Annotated in this window: 14 protein-coding genes; 3 read left to right on the forward strand and 11 right to left on the reverse strand. The window is 71.7% G+C overall.

Annotated elements, in window-relative coordinates; all coding sequences use genetic code 11:
* Nucleotides 1-375: 375 nt before the first annotated feature.
* Nucleotides 376-1,383 carry a stage II sporulation protein M gene (locus ACFYZ8_RS34580; RefSeq protein WP_388540750.1) on the reverse strand — a complete coding sequence of 336 codons (1,008 nt, stop codon included), beginning with the start codon at nt 1,381-1,383 and terminating at the stop codon, nt 376-378.
* 130 nt (nt 1,384-1,513) lie between these two features.
* On the opposite strand from ACFYZ8_RS34580, the gene ACFYZ8_RS34585 reads away from it, so the two are divergent.
* Complete coding sequence (locus ACFYZ8_RS34585; RefSeq protein ID WP_388540753.1) at nt 1,514-2,515, forward strand: RDD family protein; 1,002 nt, start codon at nt 1,514-1,516, stop codon at nt 2,513-2,515.
* 50 nt (nt 2,516-2,565) lie between these two features.
* Here the strand turns inward: ACFYZ8_RS34585 and ACFYZ8_RS34590 are convergent, their stop codons facing one another.
* Both ACFYZ8_RS34590 and ahcY read right to left on the reverse strand, forming a co-directional pair.
* A complete protein-coding gene (locus ACFYZ8_RS34590) occupies nt 2,566-3,195 on the reverse strand; it encodes a hypothetical protein (protein WP_388540756.1) in 630 nt (209 codons plus the stop codon).
* 149 nt (nt 3,196-3,344) lie between these two features.
* The gene (gene ahcY / locus ACFYZ8_RS34595; protein ID WP_359039143.1) at nt 3,345-4,802 is read right to left on the reverse strand and encodes an adenosylhomocysteinase; all 1,458 of its coding nucleotides are present in this window, start codon (nt 4,800-4,802) and stop codon (nt 3,345-3,347) included.
* Between the two features lie 490 nt (nt 4,803-5,292).
* Here ahcY and ACFYZ8_RS34600 point away from each other — a divergent pair, with 490 nt between their 5' ends.
* Complete coding sequence (locus ACFYZ8_RS34600; RefSeq protein ID WP_388540758.1) at nt 5,293-7,527, forward strand: fructose-specific PTS transporter subunit EIIC; 2,235 nt, start codon at nt 5,293-5,295, stop codon at nt 7,525-7,527.
* A gap of 61 nt (nt 7,528-7,588) precedes the next feature.
* Here the strand turns inward: ACFYZ8_RS34600 and ACFYZ8_RS34605 are convergent, their stop codons facing one another.
* The 6 genes from ACFYZ8_RS34605 to ACFYZ8_RS34630 form a co-directional block, all read right to left on the reverse strand.
* A complete protein-coding gene (locus ACFYZ8_RS34605; protein WP_388540761.1) occupies nt 7,589-8,569 on the reverse strand; it encodes a cation diffusion facilitator family transporter in 981 nt (326 codons plus the stop codon).
* 144 nt (nt 8,570-8,713) lie between these two features.
* Entirely contained in the window at nt 8,714-9,865 is a 1,152-nt protein-coding gene (manA, locus tag ACFYZ8_RS34610) for a mannose-6-phosphate isomerase, class I (protein ID WP_388540764.1), read from the reverse strand.
* 45 nt (nt 9,866-9,910) lie between these two features.
* Nucleotides 9,911-11,038: an SIS domain-containing protein gene (locus ACFYZ8_RS34615; protein ID WP_359039135.1), complete on the reverse strand. Its 1,128-nt coding sequence runs from the start codon at nt 11,036-11,038 to the stop codon at nt 9,911-9,913.
* 206 nt (nt 11,039-11,244) lie between these two features.
* Complete coding sequence (locus ACFYZ8_RS34620) at nt 11,245-11,415, reverse strand: Trm112 family protein (RefSeq protein ID WP_007382472.1); 171 nt, start codon at nt 11,413-11,415, stop codon at nt 11,245-11,247.
* A 120-nt stretch (nt 11,416-11,535) separates the two neighbouring features.
* A complete protein-coding gene (locus ACFYZ8_RS34625) occupies nt 11,536-12,903 on the reverse strand; it encodes a phosphomannomutase/phosphoglucomutase (RefSeq protein ID WP_388540767.1) in 1,368 nt (455 codons plus the stop codon).
* A gap of 392 nt (nt 12,904-13,295) precedes the next feature.
* Nucleotides 13,296-13,670: a DUF3499 domain-containing protein gene (locus ACFYZ8_RS34630; RefSeq protein WP_359039130.1), complete on the reverse strand. Its 375-nt coding sequence runs from the start codon at nt 13,668-13,670 to the stop codon at nt 13,296-13,298.
* Nucleotides 13,671-14,026: 356 nt separating this feature from the next.
* Here ACFYZ8_RS34630 and ACFYZ8_RS34635 point away from each other — a divergent pair, with 356 nt between their 5' ends.
* Nucleotides 14,027-14,470, forward strand: a complete 444-nt coding sequence (locus ACFYZ8_RS34635) for a metallopeptidase family protein (RefSeq protein ID WP_359039155.1) — start codon at nt 14,027-14,029, stop codon at nt 14,468-14,470.
* A gap of 22 nt (nt 14,471-14,492) precedes the next feature.
* Here ACFYZ8_RS34635 and ACFYZ8_RS34640 read toward each other — a convergent pair whose 3' ends face one another.
* Both ACFYZ8_RS34640 and ACFYZ8_RS34645 read right to left on the reverse strand, forming a co-directional pair.
* The gene (locus ACFYZ8_RS34640; protein WP_388540769.1) at nt 14,493-15,995 is read right to left on the reverse strand and encodes a DUF5719 family protein; all 1,503 of its coding nucleotides are present in this window, start codon (nt 15,993-15,995) and stop codon (nt 14,493-14,495) included.
* Entirely contained in the window at nt 15,992-19,675 is a 3,684-nt protein-coding gene (locus ACFYZ8_RS34645; RefSeq protein ID WP_388540771.1) for a glycosyltransferase, read from the reverse strand. Before ACFYZ8_RS34645 ends, ACFYZ8_RS34640 begins: the two co-directional genes overlap by 4 nt.
* Nucleotides 19,676-19,683: the final 8 nt, after the last annotated feature.

Consider the following 19,683-nt stretch of genomic DNA (forward strand, 5'->3'; position numbering starts at 1 on the left):
ACGCTTCCTTTGTACTCACCCTCTCGGGCTTTCCTCCGGGCTTTTCCCTTCGGTCTTGCGTTTCCGACTCTATCAGACCGTTTCCGGTTCCGATTCCCTCGGTGCTTTCCAGGTTCCCGCTTCCGCGTTTCCCTTTCCGGCGTTCCCAACATTATCAGAAGTTTCGGACCGGACTGACCGGCCATCTTTTTCCGATTCATCGGGATGGGGCTTCTTTGAAATCAAGATTTCCAGAAGCAGACAGACACTCACTGCTACCGAGCGGGATGCACCCAGCTCCAGGCAACTGTTCGAATCTACCTCCCCGCCAGGGCCGTGTCAACGGCTCCTGTGGGGCGAAGGAGACAGTAGCAGCTCAGCTCGGTCCCACGCACATCAGGCGGCGGTCGGGACGGTGGCGCTGCGTTCGGCCGCCTCGACGTCGCCCGTGTCCCCCGCACGCGCCGCCCGTCCGCCCAGGACGAAGACGTAGGCGAGGAAGGCCAGCTCGGCGGCGATACCGATGGCTATGCGAGCCCAGGTGGGCAGGCCGGACGGGGTGACGAAGCCTTCTATGGCGCCGGAGACGAACAGGACCAGGGCGAGGCCTATCGCCATGCCGACAGCGGCTCGGCCCTCCTCCGCCAGTGCGGTGCGCCGGGTGCGAGGGCCCGGGTCGATCAGCGTCCAGCCGAGACGCAGACCGGTGCCGGCCGCGACGAAGACCGCGGTGAGTTCGAGGAGGCCGTGCGGGAGGACGAGGCCTAGGAAGGTGTCGAGGCGGCCTGCTGAGGACATCAGGCCGACGCCGATACCGAGGTTGAGCATGTTCTGGAACAGGATCCAGAGGACGGGCAGGCCCAGGAAGACCCCTAGGACCAGGCACATGGCGGCGGCCTGCGCGTTGTTCGTCCAGACCTGGGCTGCGAAGGACGCCGCGGGGTGGCTGGAGTAGTACGTCTCGTACTGGCCGCCGGGGCGGGTCAGCTCGCGCAGTTCGCTGGGGGCCGCGATGGACGACTGCACCTCGGGATGGGTGCCGATCCACCAGCCCAGGAGGGCTGCGACGGCGGTGGACAGCAGTGCGGTGGGCACCCACCAGCGGCGCGAACGATAGACGGCGGCGGGGAAGCCGTACGCGAGGAAACGTGTGACATCGCGCCAAGAGGCGCGACGGGTTCCTGTGACGGCACTACGCGCGCGTGCCACGAGTTGGCTGAGCCGGCCGGTGAGCTGTGGGTCGGGGGCGCTGGACTGGATCAGGGAGAGGTGGGTGGCGGTGCGCTGGTAAAGGGTGACGAGTTCGTCCGTCTCGGCGCCGTTGAGGCGGCGCTGGCGCCGGAGCAGGGCGTCGAGGCGGTCCCACTCGGCTCGGTGGGCGGTGACGAAGACGTCGAGGTCCATCGGTGTGCCTGCTCCTCGGCTGATCGTCGGCGGTCCGTCGTGGATGTCAGCTTGTCGTACTGCGGCGCGATGCGCCCTCAGCTTGGCAGACTGGCTGTTCACACGGCAGGGCAGGGGAAGGACGGCAGGCGTGAGTGAGCTGGTGACGGGCGAGGCGGTGGCGCTCGAGTTGCGCCCTGCGAGGCTGCCCAGCAGGGCGTTGGCCGTGCTGATCGATCTGGTCGTGGCCGTGGTCGTGTACATCGCCGTGACCGTGGCGTTGGTGGCTGCTTCCGCTTCTCTGGACGACGCGGCACAGATGGCGCTGTCGATCGCCGCGTTCCTGCTGGTGTTGGTGGGCGGCCCGATCGCGGTCGAGACCCTCAGCCATGGGCGGTCGCTGGGGAAACTGGCCGTGGGGCTTCGCGTGGTGCGGGACGACGGCGGCCCGATCCGGTTCCGCCATGCGCTGGTGCGGGGTGCGATCGGCGTGGTCGAGATTCTGATGACGTTCGGGGTCGTCGCCTGTATCGCCTCTCTCGTGTCGGCGCGTGGGCGTCGGCTCGGTGATGTCTTCGCGGGGACGCTGGTCGTGCGGGAGCGGATTCCCGTGGCGCGCAGTGGATTCGTGCCGCCGCCTCCGCCCTGGCTGGCCGGCCGGTTCTCCGGGCTCGATCTGTCGGCGGTTCCCGATGACCTGTGGCTTGCCATCCGTCAGTACCTGACACGGATGCATCAGCTCGATCCGCAGGTCGGCTGGGCCATGGCGGAGCGGCTGGCGTCCGAGCTCGCCGCGCGTACGGGGGCTCCGGCGCCGCGGGATGTGCCGCCGGGCGCCTATCTGGCGGCGGTGGTGCAGGAACGGCAGGTCCGCGAGTCCCGACGGGCTTTCGGCGGCGCCACAGCGGCGCCCGGGGCGTTTCCTGCGGCGGGACCCGGCCCTGCGGTCGGGCCGCAGGGTGGTTACCCGTATCCGGACCCCGGGGCGGGGTCCGCTGCTCCGGCCTCTCCTCAGCCGCCTGTTTCGTACGGCGGTGATGCGACCCCGGTGGTGGAGCGGCCTGCGGTTGCGGCCGAGGCTTCCTCCGACGGGCGCCCGTCCGCCGCGCCCCCGGGGAGCAGGCCCGCGTCCGGGTTCGTACCGCCGGCGTGATCCCGCGGGGGTCCGGGACGCCCCAGGCCGGAATCGGGCGCGGGCGCGGTTCAGTCGTGCGGTGTTCCGGGGAATGCCGACGGCGGTGACTCAAGGTCCTCCAGCTCGATCCCGGGGGCCGCGAGGACCACGTCCCCGGCGAGGTGCACGCTGTGCTGCTCGCCCGTGTCCAGGGCTGTGACCTGGTATTCCTCCACGGTCAGCGGGCCGTTGTCAGTGGCGTGTGCTTCTCTTTTCAGCAAGGTCCAGGACTGGTCCACGGTGCGTGGGGCGAGGACGGGGTCCGTGAAGGCCACGAGGCGTACGCGGGTTGCTGATGCCGAGGGGGTGAGGCGCAGGAGACGGGTGGTGGCGACGAGGAAGGCGGGGGATGTGCCGGTGAAGGCGTGGGCGGGGACATTGCCTTCGGTGGCGTGGGTGCCGGCCGGGTCCGTGCGGACCCAGGTGACGCCGTCGAGTGCGGCACCGCGCACCTGCCAGCCCGCGGCGTGGAGTTCGAGGCGGATGGGGCGGCCGAGTTCGTCGAGGGTGAGGTCGACCGAGCCGCTGTGATCGCCCGCGGGGGTGGTCAGTTGAGAGACGTAGCGCCAGCCGGACGGGCCGGGGGCGCACTGGAAGTGTTCTTCCGCGAGGGGGGTGTGATCGTGCGGATCGTGGAGCGAATAACGGCCGCGGGGCATGGGAGTCCTGGGTTCTGACGGGCTGTCCGGCCTGATGGTCACACGGAGAGGGAGCAAGGCCCGAGAAGGGTCACAAGGCCAAAGGGGCAGGCCCCCGGCACGGGGGTGCGGGGGCCTGCCTCGGAGGTACTGATGCTGTGCCGTGCGGCTCAGTAGCGGTAGTGGTCCGGCTTGTACGGGCCGTCGACCTCGACACCGATGTACGCCGCCTGCTCCGGGCGCAGCTGGGTCAGCTTCACGCCGAGCGCGTCCAGGTGGAGGCGGGCGACCTTCTCGTCGAGGTGCTTGGGCAGCACGTAGACGTCGGTCGGGTACTCGTCGGGCTTGGTGAACAGCTCGATCTGGGCCAGGGTCTGGTCCGCGAAGGAGTTGGACATCACGAACGACGGGTGACCGGTGGCGTTGCCCAGGTTCAGCAGGCGGCCCTCGGACAGGACGATGATCACCTTGCCGTCGGGGAAGGTCCAGGTGTGGACCTGCGGCTTGACCTCGTCCTTGACGATGCCGGGGATCTGGGCGAGGCCGGCCATGTCGATCTCGTTGTCGAAGTGACCGATGTTGCCGACGATCGCCTGGTGCTTCATCTTGGCCATGTCCGAGGCCATGATGATGTCCTTGTTGCCGGTCGTGGTGACGAAGATGTCGGCCTTGTCGACGACCTCGTCCAGCGTCGTGACCTGGTAGCCGTCCATCGCCGCCTGCAGGGCGCAGATCGGGTCGATCTCGGTGACGATGACCCGGGCGCCCTGGCCGCGCAGGGACTCCGCACAGCCCTTGCCCACGTCGCCGTAGCCGCAGACGACCGCGGTCTTGCCGCCGATGAGGACGTCGGTGGCGCGGTTGATGCCGTCGATCAGGGAGTGGCGGCAGCCGTACTTGTTGTCGAACTTCGACTTGGTGACGGCGTCGTTGACGTTGATCGCCGGGAACAGGAGGGTGCCGTCGCGGTGCATCTCGTACAGACGGTGCACACCGGTCGTGGTCTCCTCGGTCACGCCGCGGATCTCCGAGGCGAGCTGGGTCCACTTCTGGGAACCGTCGGTGATGGTGCGGTTCAGGAGCTCCAGGATGACCCGGTGCTCCTCGTTCTCGGCGGTGTCGACCGAGGGGACCTTGCCGGCCTTCTCGTACTCGACGCCCTTGTGGACGAGGAGGGTGGCGTCGCCGCCGTCGTCCAGGATCATGTTCGGGCCGCCGGAGGGGGTGTTCGGCCAGGTCAGCGCCTGCTCCGTGCACCACCAGTACTCCTCCAGGGTCTCGCCCTTCCAGGCGAAGACCGGGATGCCCTGGGGGTTCTCGGGCGTGCCGTTCGGGCCGACGGCGACGGCTGCGGCCGCGTGGTCCTGGGTGGAGAAGATGTTGCAGGACACCCAGCGGACCTCGGCGCCCAGGGCGACCAGCGTCTCGATCAGGACGGCGGTCTGCACGGTCATGTGCAGCGAGCCCATGATGCGCGCGCCGGCCAGCGGCTGGGTGGCGGCGAACTCCTTGCGGATCGCCATCAGGCCGGGCATCTCGTGCTCGGCGAGGGTGATCTCCTTGCGGCCGAACTCGGCCAGGGAGAGGTCGGCGACCTTGAAGTCCTGTCGGTTGTCGACAGTCGTCATGCGAGCTGCTCCTCGGGGTTGGGGCGAGGTGGGTACGGCCGGTCTGCGCGGCGGCGGACACAGGGGTGCCCGAAGAGGACACAGGCATGCCCGGTGCGCGCGGCGCAGTCCGTCGGAGGCCCTCTCTCCCTCGGCCGGTCCGCGGTGGGACCGCCCGACCGCCATCAGCAGCGACGTCTGGCTCCGTCCCAAGCTACACCGGTCGGCCGGGGCACCCCAGTCCGGCTCCGCATACATCAGGCCGACCGTGGGCGGCCGTCGGGGAGGAGGGCCGGGTGGCACGAGCCGTTCTGACAGGGTGCCGTGACAGGGATGACGACCGGGCCACGAACAGCGGAACGGGCGGCAACAGACCAGGTCATGCAAGGACTTTTGCTCCTCGGGCGGCCTGGGCAGGTGAGGGAGGATGCGAAGCGATCGGAACAACTGATCGATCTTGCGGGGCGCCTGGGACGGCGTTTCCGTGTGACAAAGGCGTTAGGAGATCGACGTGACCAGTCCGGCCGGACCTCCCCCCACGGGCGGCGGCAGCGAGCGGCAGCGGGTGAAGTTGCTGGCGGTGACCGCGTGCCCGACCGGCATCGCCCACACGTACATGGCCGCGGAGAAGCTCGCGCAGGCCGCCGCGAGCCGTGGCATCGACATGAAGGTGGAGACACAGGGATCGATCGGGGCTGAAAACGTCCTGGATGATAACGATGTCAGTACCGCGGACGGCATCATCGTCGCCGCGGACAAGGACGTGGACCTGAGCCGGTTCGTGGGCAAGCGGGTGCTGACCGTGGGGGTGGCGGAGGGAATCCACCATCCTGAGCGGTTGATCGAGCAGGTGCGGTCGGCTCCGGTGCACGCGGCGGGCGATGAGCCGGCAGGGGCCGGCCCGGCCGACGGTGGCAAGCAGCGGAGCACGGTCTACAAGGCGCTCATGAACGGCGTGTCGTACATGATCCCGTTCGTGGTCGTCGGGGGTCTGCTGATCGCGGTCTCGTTGGCGCTCGGGGGCGACGCGACGTCGAAGGGCTATGTGATTCCCGAGGGCACCTTCTGGTCCGACGTCAATCAGGTCGGTGTCATCGGGTTCCAGCTGATGATCCCGGTCCTGTCCGGATACATCGCCTACGCCATCGCCGACCGCCCCGCCCTCGTGCCCGGCATGATCGGTGGCTGGATCGCGAACACGGGGTCACTGTACGACTCGAAGGCGGGCGCCGGGTTCATCGGGGCGATCGTGACCGGGTTCCTCGCCGGGTATCTGGTGCTGTGGATCAAGAAGGTCAAGGTCCCGAAGTTCGTGCAGCCGATCATGCCGATCATCGTGATCCCGATCGTGGCGACCACGGCGCTCGGGCTGTTCTTCATCTACGTGATCGGGAAGCCCATCTCCTGGGTGTTCCAGCACCTCACCGACTGGCTCGGCGGGATGACCGGTACCAGCGCGATCCTGCTGGGCGCGATTCTGGGGCTCATGATCGCGTTCGACATGGGCGGGCCGGTCAACAAGACGGCGTTCCTGTTCGGCACGGGGCTCATCGCCACCGGCAACCAGACGGTCATGGGCATGTGCGCGGCCGCGATCCCGGTCATGCCGTTGGGGCAGGGTCTGGCCACGCTGATACGGAAGCGGCTGTACACCGAGCAGGAACGGGAGACCGGTCTGGCCTCGCTGTTCATGGGCTGCTTCGGCATCTCCGAGGGCGCGATCCCGTTCGCGGCGGCGCGGCCCGCGCAGGTCATTCCGGCCAACATGCTCGGTGGCGCGGTCGCCGGTGCGGTCGCCGGGGTCGCCGGGGTGGAGGACGCGGTGCCGCACGGCGGGCCGATCGTGGCGGTGCTGGGTGCGGTGAGCGGGGTGCCGATGTTCTTCGTGGCCGTGCTGATCGGCACGGCGGTCACCGCGCTGACCACGGTCACGCTGGTCGACATCGGTGAGCGCAGGCGCAAGGGTGCGGAGCCGGTGGCCGGGCCGGGTGTGGTCGCGGCGGGCGGGGCGGGCGCGGCCGGCCCTCTCGAGCCCGCGCTGGTCGGGGTGGGCGCCGGGGCGACGGCCGGTGGAGCCGTCGGTGCGGTGGTGGCGCAGCGGGTCGTGGCCTCGTCGAGTACGGCCGCCGCGGAGGCGGCAGCGGGCGGGACACCTGCGGCCGCGGAGCCTGGGGCCGGTGCCGTGTCCGCAGCTCCCGTCGAGGCCGGTGCCGTCAGCGCGGCCGGTATCAGTACCGGGGCAGGCACCGGCAGCAAAGCCGACAGCGCCCCTTCGGTCGAACCCGGTCGCGAGGTCCTCTCCGGTCACCTCACCGAACAGACCGTGAAGGTCGCCCTCGATGCCAGGGACAAGGAAGCCGCCATCCGGGAGATGGCGGAGCTGCTCGCCCGGACCGGCAAGGTGGTGGACCTGGACGAGCTGGTCGCCGCCGCCTTGCGGCGGGAGGCGCTGGGAACCACCGGGCTCGGGGAGGAGATCGCGATCCCGCACGCCAAGACGGATGCCGTGACCGCGCCCGTCGTCGGGTTCGCCCGGTCCGCCGAGGGTGTCGAGTGGGGCTCGCTGGACGGCACGAAGGCCAGGCTGGTGTTCATGATCTCCGTGCCGGAGGCGGCCGCGGGCGACGAACACCTGCGGATCCTGGCGCTGTTGTCGCGGAAGCTGATGGATCCGGGGTTCCGGGACCGGCTCGTCGCGGCGCCGGACGAGAGGGCCGTACTGGACGTGCTGAGCGAGATCGGGTGAGGGAAGGGCCCGCGCCCCGGCACATGGGACGCGGGCCCTTGCAGCCCTGGTGGACCGGCGATCAGTGCTCGGCGGGATGCGGTGCCGGTCCTCCGGGGGTCGCCTCCCGGTCGGGGCCCTTGGCGGCCTCGGCCTCGCTGTAGATGTCCGGTTCGAGGTAGATGACGCGGGCGATCGGGACGGCCTCGCGGATACGGGACTCGGCGGCGTTGATCGCGGAGGCGACCTCGGAGGCCGTGTCGTCGTGCTGGACGGCGATCTTCGCGGCGACGAGGAGTTCCTCGGGGCCGAGGTGGAGCGTGCGCATGTGGATGATGCCGGTGACGGTGTCGCCGTCGACGATCGCGCTCTCGATCTTCCGGACCGCCTCGATGCCGGCGGACTCGCCGAGGAGCAGGGACTTGGTCTCCACGGCCAGGACGAGGGCGATCAGGATGAGCAGGATGCCGATGCAGAGGGTGCCGATGCCGTCCCAGACGCCGTCGCCGGTGAGCAGGGCCAGGCCGACGCCGCCGAGGGCGAGGACCAGGCCGACGAGTGCGCCGAAGTCCTCCAGGAGCACGACCGGGAGCTCGGGCGCCTTGGCGCGGCGCACGAACTCCTTCCAGGAGAGGTTGCCGCGCAGCGGGTTGGACTCCTTGATGGCCGTCCGGAAGGAGAAGCCCTCGGCGATGATCGCGAAGACGAGGACGCCGACCGGCCAGTACCAGTGCTCGACCTCGTGCGGGTGCTTGATCTTCTCGTAGCCCTCGTAGATGGCGAACATGCCGCCGACCGAGAAGAGCACGATGGAGACCAGGAAGGCGTAGATGTAGCGCTCGCGGCCGTAGCCGAAGGGGTGTTGCGGGGTGGCCTCGCGCTGGGCCTTCTTGCCGCCGAGCAGCAGCAGGAACTGGTTTCCGGAGTCGGCGAGCGAGTGCACGCCCTCGGCGAGCATCGAGGACGAGCCGCTGAAGGCGAACGCCACGAACTTCGATGCCGCGATCGCGAGGTTGGCGCCGAGTGCCGCCACGATCGCCCTGGTTCCGCCTGACGCGCTCATCTGGTCGCGTTGTCCCTTCGCCTCAAGTGCCTCTACGCCGTACAGGCCTTTGCCCGTCCTTTGCCGGTGGGCCATTCTTGCAGCCTCCCCCGGCACGGACGTCTCAGCCGTCCACAGGACCGGTCATACGATCACACGTCACGGTCACACGACCACGGTCGCCCTGAAGACCGTGCCGGTGCCGGACACCTCGGCCTGCTCGCCCGCCGGGACGAACACCGACTGGCCGGGGCTCAGTTCGTGTTCCCCGGCTCGCACGGAACCTGCCGTGCAGAGCAGGATCTGCGGGGCCGGGCGGGTCAGGTCGTGGGGGGCGGCCCCTTCGGACAGGACATACCGGGACAGCCGGAACTCGTCGATGGGGGTCTCGTAGACCTCCTCGCCGTCGGGGGACGCCTCGGGGCGCAGCACGCCCGGGTCGGCGGCCTCGAAGCGGACGATGCGCAGGAGTTCGGGCACGTCGACGTGCTTGGGGGTCAGGCCGCAGCGCAGGACGTTGTCGGAGTTGGCCATGATCTCGACGCCGAGGCCGTTCAGGTAGGCGTGCGGGATGCCGGCGCCGAGGAACAGGGCCTCGCCGGGCTGCAGCCGGACGTGGTTGAGGAGCATCGCGGCGATGACGCCCGGGTCGCCCGGGTAGTGGTGGGCGATGTCGGCGTAGGGGGCGTGGCCGCCGCCGAGGCGGGCGCAGGCGGCCGCGGCCTCGGTGACGGTGTGGGCCATCTCCGCGCGGTCGGCGGTCAGGACGGCCGTCAGGACCTCGCGCAGGGCCGCTTCCTCGGGGTGGGCGTGCAGGAGGTCGACGTACGGCTTGAGGGAGTCGACGCCGAGCGCGTCGAGCAGTTCGGCCGCGCGCGCGGGTTCGCGGAAGCCGCACAGGCCGTCGAACTCGGTGAGCGCGCAGATCAGTTCGGGCTTGTGGTTGGCGTCCTTGTAGTTGCGGTGGCCCGCGTCCACGGGGATGCCGCGGCGCTCCTCGTCGTCGTAGCCCTGCTTCGCCTGGGTCAGGTCGGGGTGGACCTGGAGGGAGAGCGGGGCGCCCGCGGCGAGGATCTTGAGCAGGAAGGGCAGGCGGGGGCCGAACTTGGCGACGGCCCCTTCCCCCAGTTCGCGCGCGGGGTCCGCGTCGATCACCTCGACGAGCGTGCCCCGCGCGGTGCGTGAGGGGGCGCCGGGGTGGGCGCCCATCCACATCTCCGCCTGCGGTTCACCGGTCGGCTCGACACCGAGGAGTGCGGGGATGGCGGCGGTGGAACCCCAGGCGTAGGGGCGGATGGTGTTGTCGAGGCGGTCCATCGGGCTCTTTCTGTACGTACGGCGATCAAGGCGTCCTGGGCAACGTCAGGCCCCTGAGGCGAGCGCCAGGTAAACGGCGGCGAAATCCGTGACGGCGATCAGTTCCGCGAGGGTCTCGATCTCCCCGCCGGCCTCCGGTTCCAGTTCGCTGATCGGCGTGTCGTGGCTCAGGGCCAGGTCACGGGCGGCAGGGGCGGCGCTGAGGCCGCCGATCGGACGGTCGCGAAGGAGCACCACGCGCGCGTGCAGCGCGGGCGCCTCCTCCACGCGGTCGCGGAAGAAGTCGTCGGGGTCGGCGCCGGCGGCCAGCGGTCCGGAAAGGAGCGTGCTGTGCGCGGCGAGGGCCTCGGGCAGTTCGGAGACCAGGGCGGGCCGGCCGGAGAGCTCGGCGAGGGCGGCGGCGAAACGGCGGCCCGCGGGGCCCGCGGAGGTGCCCTCGGTCCAGATCACCGGGAGCGCGTCGGCGAGTTCGGCGGCGAGGGTCTTGGCCGGGTTGCTGTAGGTCGCGATGGCGGGGCCGCAGCGCTCGGCGATGTGGTCGAGACGGCCGGCGATCTTCTCGAGGGTGTCGGGCGGGGCGGCGAGCAGCCCGGCGCGGTCGAGGATGGCGAGGAGCGGGGTGAGCAGGGCCCACAGCACGCCGGGCGCGGACGCGGTGAGGGGTGTGTCCTGCTCGTAGGGGGCTGTCGCCATGGGCACGAACAGGCCGTGGGCGCCCTCGACCGCCTCGGACAGCGGGGTGTGGCCGGGGGCGACGGCGACGACCGTGCAGCCGCGGCGGTAGGCCTGGTCGGCGAGCAGGGACAGGCCCGGTTCGGTGCCGTCGGGAGTGGCGATCAGGAGCAGGTCGACCGAGCCTGCCCAGCCGGGGAGTTCCCAGCGCAGGGCGCCCGCGGCGGGGGCGACGCCGGTGGGGGCGAGACGGGTGACGGGGCTGCCCGCGCCGGCGAGGGTGCCGAGGAGGTCGGCCACGTGGGTGGCGGCGGCGCCGGGGCCCGCGATGAGGACCGCGCGCGGGCGGCCGTCGGGCTTGAGGTCGTTCACCCCGGCCTCGGCGGCGTGCCTGGCCGCTGTGCGGACGCGGGCGCCGGCCTCCGCGGCACCGCGGAGCAGGCCTCGGCGGTCGGCCTCCGAGAGGGCCTCGGGGGTGTCGAGCAGCGATTCGTCGAGCATGGGGCGGCAGCCTCCGATCGCCGGGTCTCCGGGACGCCGGATTGTCGCTTGGCCGGGTCTCCGGGACGCCGGGTGGTCGCTTCGCCGGGTCGTCGGCCGCGCGGGTCCGGGACGCCGGGGGTCGCTGTGTCGTTGTCGCTTACGGCAGCTGGGGCGCCGTCTCTCCTACGGCCGCTGCGGGGCGCCCGCGCGGGACGGCGGAGCGCTCACGCGGGGCGGCGGGCCTCGTCGACGAGGAGGACGGGGATGCCGTCGCGGACGGGGTACGCGAGCCCGCAGTCCTGGCCGGTGCAGATCAGCTCGGTGTCCTGCTCCTTGAGGGGCGCGTGGCAGGCCGGGCAGGCGAGGATCTCCAGGAGGCCGGCTTCGAGCGGCATGGGGGTTCCCTTCGGGAGCGGTGCGGCTGCTTGTGCGGATGTGCCTGGTCAGGGTACCGCCGGGGAGAGTTGGGCGCCGGGGTTGGGGCGAGGTCGGGGTACCTCGCCCCCCACACGGGGTCAGGCCCGGATGACCGCCAGTACCTCGTCGCGCACCTTCGCCATCGTCGCCTGGTCCCTCGCCTCGGCGTTCAGGCGCAGGAGGGGCTCGGTGTTGGAGGGGCGGACGTTGAACCACCAGTCGGGGGTGGTGACCGTGAGGCCGTCGAGCTCGTCGAGGCGTACGCCCTCCTGGCCCTCGTAGGCCGCCCTGATGGCCGCCAGGCGGTCCGCCTGGTCGGCGACGGTGGAGTTGATCTCGCCGGAGCCGGTGTAGCGGTCGTACTGGGCCACCAGGGACGACAGCGGGCCTGCCTGGCCGCCCAGCGCCGCCAGGACGTGCAGGGCGGCCAGCATGCCCGTGTCGGCGTTCCAGAAGTCCTTGAAGTAGTAGTGGGCGGAGTGCTCGCCGCCGAAGATCGCGCCGGTCCGCGCCATCTCGGCCTTGATGAAGGAGTGGCCCACGCGTGTGCGTACGGGTGTGCCGCCGTTCTCCTCGACGACCTCAGGGACCGACCAGGACGTGATCAGGTTGTGGATGACGGTGCCCTTGCCGCCGTGTCGGGCGAGCTCTCGGGAGGCCACGAGGGCGGTGACGGCGGACGGGGAGACCGGGTCGCCGTGCTCGTCGACGACGAAGCAGCGGTCGGCGTCGCCGTCGAAGGCGATGCCGAGGTCGGCGCCTTCCTCGCGGACCCGCTTCTGGAGGTCGACGATGTTGGCCGGGTCGAGGGGGTTGGCCTCGTGGTTCGGGAACGTGCCGTCCAGCTCGAAGTACATCGGGACGGTGTCCAGTGGCAGTCCGGAGAAGACGGTCGGGACGGTGTGGCCGCCCATGCCGTTGCCCGCGTCGACGACGACCTTCAGGGGGCGGATGGAGGTCAGGTCGACGAGGGAGAGCAGGTGGGCCGCGTAGTCCTCCAGCGTGTCCCGCTGAGTGATCGCGCCCGTCGAGGCGGCCGGCTCCGGGCCGCCTGTCTCGCTCCACCGCTCGACCAGTTCGCGGATCTCGGCGAGGCCGGTGTCCTGGCCGACGGGCGCCGCGCCCGCGCGGCACATCTTGATGCCGTTGTACTGGGCGGGGTTGTGGGAGGCCGTGAACATCGCGCCCGGCAGGTCGAGCGCGCCGGAGGCGTAGTACAGCTGGTCGGTCGAGCACAGGCCGATCTCGGTGACGTCCACGCCTCGGGCGGCCGCTCCGCGCGCGAAGGCCCGCGACAGGCCCGGGGACGTGGGCCGCATGTCGTGACCCGTCACGATGGCGCTCGCGCCCGTCACCTGGACGAAGGCGGCACCGAAGAGCTCGGCCAGCGTCTCGTCCCACTGGTCGGGAACGACTCCGCGCACGTCGTACGCCTTCACGAGCTGTGACAGATCAGCCACGGCCAACCCTTCTGAAAGTCCTGTCGGTCACCACAAACTACCCGCACGCACTGACAGTGCGTAGTGCGGAAGCTCAGTGGACGCCCAGCCGTTATCTGAGGTCAGAGCGTCAGGGCAGCAGCACCTTGCGCGGCAGGTCCTCCGCGCGGCCGGCGGCACCGACGAGCGTCGGCACGGACGTCACCGCAGCGTGCCGCCGGTGGAGACGATCCGTCAGGTGGGCGCCCGCCCCGGCCAAAGGCGGCGCCGCTGTCCGCGCGTTGCGCGGAGACGTAGGTGGAGGCCGCGAACCGGGCGACGGAGAAGTCGGTTTCCGCAGATCCGCAGACAAGGCAGGCGGAAAGCGATTTCTCACTTCGGCTGCGGAATGGTCGTGCGCAACGCCCACAGAAGAGAGGTCAGTTGTCGGGAGACCGCAGTACCCGCAGATGGCCGCGGCGCGCGACCTCCATCGGGTCGGCCCGGCGGGCGCCGCCGCCGGCCTCGGCGGCGCGCTCCTGCGGGCGGGCCGCCTCGCGCACGGCGTTGGCAAGCGCTTCCAGGTCGTCTCCACTGGGCCGTGCCGGGGCCGAGGCGTCGAGGAGCCGGACGACCTCCCACCCGCGCGGGGCGGTCAGGCGCTCGGAGTGCTCGGCGCACAGGTCGTAGCAGTGGGGTTCGGCGTAGGTGGCGAGCGGGCCGAGGACCGCGGTCGAGTCGGCGTAGACGTACGTCAGCGTCGCGACGGCGGGACGGCCGCAAGCGGTGCGCGAACAGCGACGTACAGGGCTCACGACGTTGGACGGTACCGCACTCTTGAGCGGGCCGCGACGACTCTCCCCCAGGTCACTCCACCGTGTCGTGCTGTGAAACGCCCCACACACCACTCCGGCCACACGGCCATGACCTGCGCCGACACCCGTTTTCGAGGAGCCGAACACCCCTGAACCCGATCACGACCTGGTACAAACCATGTCATTTGCCTTGAGATCGACAGTCTCGGAGAGATACGGAATCGAGCCCAACCTTGGCTGGAATGGTCAACTGCCGACACGCCGTACGAGGGGGCCGTACACCGTTGCGGACCACGTCCGGGGTACTGCGTGGGGGCCGGGCGCGGGAGTGCGGCGAGGATTACCCTTCACCAGTGATGGACAACCCCGTACCGCCCCGCGCCACCGGCCCCGGGCCCCGCCGCCGTGATCGCCACGGACGGGGCATGCGCGGCCCGATCGCCCCGCCGCAGGTACCGCTCGCCGCGAGCCGGGCCGATGCCTTCGCGGATCTGGTGCAGGACTCCGTGGACCGCCTGGAGCGGCGCTGGCCGCAGCTCGCCGACATCGATTTCCTGGTCCTGGAGGTGCCCCGGCTGGACGGGCAGTCCTGGAACGACGAGGCGGTGCCGCTCGGCGGGACGATTCCGGCGCGCGAGGGACGTCCCGCGCGCGTGGTCGTCTACCGGCGCCCCGTGGAGATCCGCACCAAGGGGCGCGACGAGCGGGCGGCGCTGGTGCACGAGGTCGTCGTGGAGCAGGTGGCCGAGCTGCTGGGGCTCACTCCCGAGACGGTCGATCCGCGGTACGGCGAGGACTGAACCGCCCGCGGATCGTCCCGGGCTACTTCTGGAGCACCGACAGGTCCTGGTCCGTCTCCGGCACGGCCACCATGCCCCGGTCGTACGGGAGGGTCTGGACGGTGAAGCCCGGGACGCCCTCCTCCGTCGCCGCCAGGGTGCGGGCGCCGTAGACCGGGCCTCCCGAGACGTGCTCCACCGTGAGGGCGTACGTGCCCTTGAGGCCGGCCGGGGTCGGCATCTCCACGTTCTGCGTGGTGCCCGCCTTGAGGGTGAACGTCTTCGAGACGGCCTCGCCGCCCTCGCTGCCCGCCGAGGCGGTGACCTCGACGGTGGCCGCGCGCGTGGGGGCGGTCAACGAGAGCGTGGTGCCCTTGGCGCTGTTGTCGGCGACCGTCGCGCGCGTGCCGAGGGGACGCGTGGCCGGGATGAAGGCCGTCTCCTGGTCGTCGCCCTTGCCACGGACGACCCGCAGGGCGGCGACCACCGGCACGGAGGTGTCGGTGGGGGTCAGCACCAGTGAACCGGCCTCCCCGCGCGTGACGTCGCCGAGATCGGCGGAGGCCGTCATGCCCGCCTTCACATGCAGCGTCTCGTTCCCGGCGGGGGTGATCAGACCGGACGGGGACGCGAGCTGCACCTTCAGGTCGGCGTCGGAGTCGCCGGGCGCGAAGGCGACCAGGCGCACGGCGGTGGCGTCCTTCGGGATGCCGGGCAGCACCAGGCTGCCGGACGGGTCCGTGGACGCGGCCAGCCAGTCGCCGCCGAGCTTGTCGTCCAGCGCCTGTACGGCCGCGCCCACGCGCCCGCTGCGGACGTTGACATGGACGGTGAGGTTCTCCTGCTTCTCCTCGGTGAGCGTGGACAGCAGGATCGGGTCGCTGGAGTGCGGCGCGACGGTGATGCCCTCCCCCAGCGTGGAGTCCAGGGCGCCGTCCTTGCCGTAGAGCTCGATGTCGACGACGGCGGCGGAGTCGTCGGGGTTGGTCAGATGGACGTAGTCGGTGCGGTCGGCGGCCGTGCTGGCGCCCGGGAACCAGAACTCGGTGTCGGGGGCGGAGCAGTTGACGCCCTGCAGCCCGCGGCCGGAGCCCGCGGCGACCTCGGTGGTCTCCTGGACGGTCCAGCCGGGCGCGAACTTGCCCTCGGCGGTGCCCACGAGGGCCGGCGCGTCGCCGCCGGAGGTGTCACCGGTGGCGGGCTTGCCGGGCTCCTCGGGTTCGAGGGCCGGTTTGGCGGCCTTCTTGCCCTTGCCCTTGTTCTCGCCCTTGCTCTTGCTCTTGCCGTCCGACTCCTCGGCGGCCGCCTGGAGTTCGGCCTTGCCGCCGCTGCCCGCGTCCTTCGTGACCGGCGTGAACGACGTGTACGAGGTCTCCGCTATGTCGGAGGTGCTCGGCGAGGGGCACAGCAGGCTGGTGCGCTCCACGGGCAGCTCGGCGGCCGTCCTGGCGGTGCCGGCGGCCTGCGGTGAGCTGAGCGTGGCGAACCCGGTGACGGCGGCGAGCGCGGCGGTGCCCGCGATGAGGGACACGGTGGTGCGGTTCACTGCTGACTCCCGTCGGGGCGCTCACTGCCGGGGGCGCCCGGGTGCTGCTGCGCCGGGTCGTAGGCGGGGTCGTAACCCTGGTCGTACTGCTGCTCGTACTGGCCGCCGTACGTCTGGTCGTACGACGTCTGCTGGTTCTGCCCGCCGTACGCGTACGGGTCGTACTGGCCGCCCTGGTAGGGGTCCGCCTGGTACGGCTGCTGGTCGTAGCCGCCGGCCGGGTACTGCTGGGCGGTGCCCTGGTACTGGTCGCCGGCGTAGCTGCCGTACTCGGCGTTCGCGTAGCTCGGGGCGTCCCAGTCGCCGTAGGACTGCTGCTGCGGGACCGGGGCGGGGGCCTCCTGCGGCGGGGCGGGGAAGTCATCGGGGCCCTCGGTCTCCTCGGCCTCCGCCTCGGCCTGGGCGCGCAGACGGCGGGCGCGGCGGCCCTCGCCCGGCACGGCCTGGGCGGGCACGAGCTGCTCCTCGGGGAGGTCGTCGTCGACGTCGCGGCGGCGGCCTGGCAGGGCCATCACCACGAGGACGACGGCGAGGGAGCCCTGGATCCACAGCCAGAGGGTGTGGGTGAAGGGGTCGTCGAAGGTGACGTCCAGGGTGCCGCCGGAGACGGGGAGTTCGAAGCCCTGGGCCCAGCCGTCGACGGTGGTGCGGGTCAGCGGCCTGCCGTCCAGGGTGGCCGTCCAGCCCTCGTCGGCGCTGTCGGCGAGGCGCAGGATCCGGCCGTCGGCGCCGGACGGGATCGTGGTGTGGATGTCGACGGGACCCGCGGCGACAGGTGTCGCGGTGCCGGGTGTCGCGGTGCCGGAGCCGGACTTCGCGACGATCGTCGCGCGCGCGACCTCCTGGTCGACCCGCCACAGTCCGCTGCCGTCCTGCTGGCTGAGCCGGGTCAGGCCGGGGGTGGCGTCCAGTACGCGCGTGACCTCGCGGGGGGCGCCCTTGTGGACGAGGACGTAGCGCACGGCGAAGCCGCCGAGCTGGTTCGCCTGGTCGGCGCCGGAGCCCGCGACGAGGTTGGCGACGACCTTGTCCAGCTTGTCGTTCTCCCCGTCGGCCGCGGCGAGTTCGGCGTCACCGAGGCGGGCGCCGGAGCCGCGCACCAGCATGTAGCCGACGCGGGCGGCGGAGTCGCTGTCGAGGACGAGGGTGCGGGCCTGGTCGCGGGTGCCGCTCTCCTCGGCGACGAACGCGGGCACCTGCGTCGGGTCACGCCGCTCCAGCGGTCCGTCGGCGCCGCCGAGCATCCAGCCGGCGGCGAGGAGCAGCGGGCCCGCGGCGGAGGCGAAGGCGATCAGCGCGGCGACCGGCTGGCGCCAGCCGAAGCTCTGCTCGGCCACCCGCGCGCGTGCCCCGTCGGCGCCGAGCAGCGCGGCGGCCAGCAGGGCCAGGCCGTAGACGAGGGTGGCGGGGCCCGCCCAGGCCGATTCGTTGGACAGGACCGCGAAGACGAGGCCGACCAGGGCCACCGCCCAGGCCGTCCAGACGCCGAACTGCCGCTCGGTGCGCAGCAGGGCGGCCAGCGCGGCCAGCACCACACCGATGAGCATCAGCCCGTCGACGGTGCCGGGCCCGCCGGGGCTCGCGCCGAGCAGGTCGAGGGCGGAGGCGGTCGAGGAGCCGTACTCCAGGCCCGCCTGCTCGAAGAAGCCGAACGGGAGCAGCGTCAGCGACCAGGGTGCGAGGACCAGCAGGGGCGTGCCGAACTGGGCCAGGAAACGCAGGCCGTAGGCGGTGATGTCGGTGCGGCGCACCGCCAGCAGGCCGATGCCGAGGATCAGCGCGATGGGCCAGATGATCGGTGTGAACGCGGTGGTGATCGTGAGCAGGAGGGCGAACGCCCAGGTGGCGCGCCAGCTGCCCCGCGTGCCCGTGCTGTTCGTCAGTCCGCCGGCCGCCACGCCCGCGCGCGCGATGAGCGGCAGCAGGACGGCGAGGACGGCGGTGCCGACGCGGCCGCCGGCGAGGGCGCCGGTGGCGGCGGGCAGGAAGGCGTAGACGACGGCCGCCCACGCACGCAGGAGGCGGGACTCGACGAGCGGGCGGGAGGCGAAGTACGCCGTGACCCCGGCCAGCGGCACCGAGCAGATCAGCAGGAGCGTCAGCGCAAGACCGGTCGAGCCGAACAGCACCGAGGACAGCACGGCGATGATCGCCAGGTACGGGGGCGCGGACGGGGTGCCGCCGGCGCCCACCGCGTGCCACGCGTCCGCGTAGCGGGACCACAGCTCGCTCGCGTCGGCCGGGGCGGGCAGCAGGGCGCCGCCCGCGAGGGCACCGCCACCCAGGAGGTTGCGGCAGGCGACCAGGGCGACCAGCAGCAGCACCAGGAAGAGCACCGGGCCCGGTTTGCGGGCGATGCGCTTGAGGCGCGCGAACTGCTCGATCTCCAGGAACTCCGCGTCGTCGCCGCCGGGCCCCGACTCGATGCCACCGCCGTGGCGTCCGGCCGTGGAGGTCTCGGTCTCGGAGCCGCCGAAGAGGTTGCCCGCGACCTGTTCGACGGTGGCCCGCACGGTCGCGCCGGGCGGCGGGAACAGCTGTCTGAGCTCGGCCTTGTCGACGACCGGCGTGCCGCGCCTGCTGCGCCCGGCGATGATCCGCTCGGGCCGCAGCAGGGTGCCGAGGAGACCGCGGATCTCGTCGAGGGCCTGTCCGGGGACCTTGCCGACGAGGTAGGCGACGGTCCGCAGCAGGGTGCCGACGACCAGGCGCACCAGCACCCAGGGCAGCGCGGCGGTACGTGCGTTGACGAGCAGGGTGTAGGCGGCGCCGGCCTTGTCGACCTTGTGCGGGGAGGCGGTGGTGCGGCCCGCGCAGTCGACGGTACGGCGCTCGCGGGAGGCGGCCTCGGCATGGCGTACGACGGCTTCGGGGGCGATGAGGACGCGGTGGCCCGCGGCCTGGGCGCGCCAGCACAGGTCGACGTCGTCCCGCATGAGGGGCAGGTGCCGGTCGAAGCCGCCGAGCTGCTCGAAGAGGTCGCGGCGGATCAGCATGCCGGCGGTGGACACCGACAGCACGGACCGCACGTGGTCGTGCTGGCCCTGGTCCTGTTCCCGGCGGTCGAGGCCGGTCCAGCGGCGGCCGGAGTTGGCGATGGAGACGCCGACCTCCAGGAGCTGCCGCCTGTCGTACCAGCCGCGGAGCTTGGGGCCCACGACGGCGACGTCGTCGCGGCCGAGTTCCAGTTCGTTCTCCACGACGCGCAGCAGCTGGGCCAGGGCGTCGGGCTCGGGGGCGCAGTCGTCGTGCAGCAGCCACAGCCACTGGACCGGCTCGCCGTGCGGCAGCTCCGGCAGGTCGTAGGCGTCGTCGCGCCAGGTGCGCGTGACCGGGTCCCAGCCGCTGGGCCGCTTCAGGTACGGCAGCTCGTCCGGGGTCAGGACGGGGGCCGTGCGGGCGGCCTCCTCGACGGCCTGGCCGAAGCCGGTGCGCCGGGCGAGGTGCAGGACCCGGTCGTCACCGAGTGCCTCGGTGACCAGCTGGGCGGAGGCGTCCGCGCTGCCGGTGTCGGCGGCCATGGCGAACTGCACGGGGCGCTCCTGGCCGAGCAGCCCGGCGAGCGCGTCGGGCAGCCAGCGGGCGCCGTCGTGGGAGACGAGCACCGCGGTCACCACATGACGCGGGAACTCAGGAGTGGCAGCGTGGTCTTGGGCTGCCGTGTGGCTGTGCACGGACATCGAGGTAC

Source organism: Streptomyces sp. NPDC001668 (genome assembly GCF_042893155.1).
GTDB lineage: Bacteria > Actinomycetota > Actinomycetes > Streptomycetales > Streptomycetaceae > Streptomyces.

Bases quoted from the DNA above. Each gene is read 5' to 3' on its own strand.
- ACFYZ8_RS34580 (WP_388540750.1), bottom strand. From the start codon at position 1,383: ATGGACCTCGACGTCTTCGTCACCGCCCACCGAGCCGAGTGGGACCGC.
- ACFYZ8_RS34590 (WP_388540756.1), bottom strand. From the start codon at position 3,195: ATGCCCCGCGGCCGTTATTCGCTCCACGATCCGCACGATCACACCCCC.
- ahcY (WP_359039143.1), bottom strand. From the start codon at position 4,802: ATGACGACTGTCGACAACCGACAGGACTTCAAGGTCGCCGACCTCTCC.
- ACFYZ8_RS34605 (WP_388540761.1), bottom strand. From the start codon at position 8,569: ATGAGCGCGTCAGGCGGAACCAGGGCGATCGTGGCGGCACTCGGCGCC.
- manA (WP_388540764.1), bottom strand. From the start codon at position 9,865: ATGGACCGCCTCGACAACACCATCCGCCCCTACGCCTGGGGTTCCACC.
- ACFYZ8_RS34615 (WP_359039135.1), bottom strand. From the start codon at position 11,038: ATGCTCGACGAATCGCTGCTCGACACCCCCGAGGCCCTCTCGGAGGCC.
- ACFYZ8_RS34620 (WP_007382472.1), bottom strand. From the start codon at position 11,415: ATGCCGCTCGAAGCCGGCCTCCTGGAGATCCTCGCCTGCCCGGCCTGC.
- ACFYZ8_RS34635 (WP_359039155.1), top strand. From the start codon at position 14,027: ATGGACAACCCCGTACCGCCCCGCGCCACCGGCCCCGGGCCCCGCCGC.
- ACFYZ8_RS34645 (WP_388540771.1), bottom strand. From the start codon at position 19,675: ATGTCCGTGCACAGCCACACGGCAGCCCAAGACCACGCTGCCACTCCT.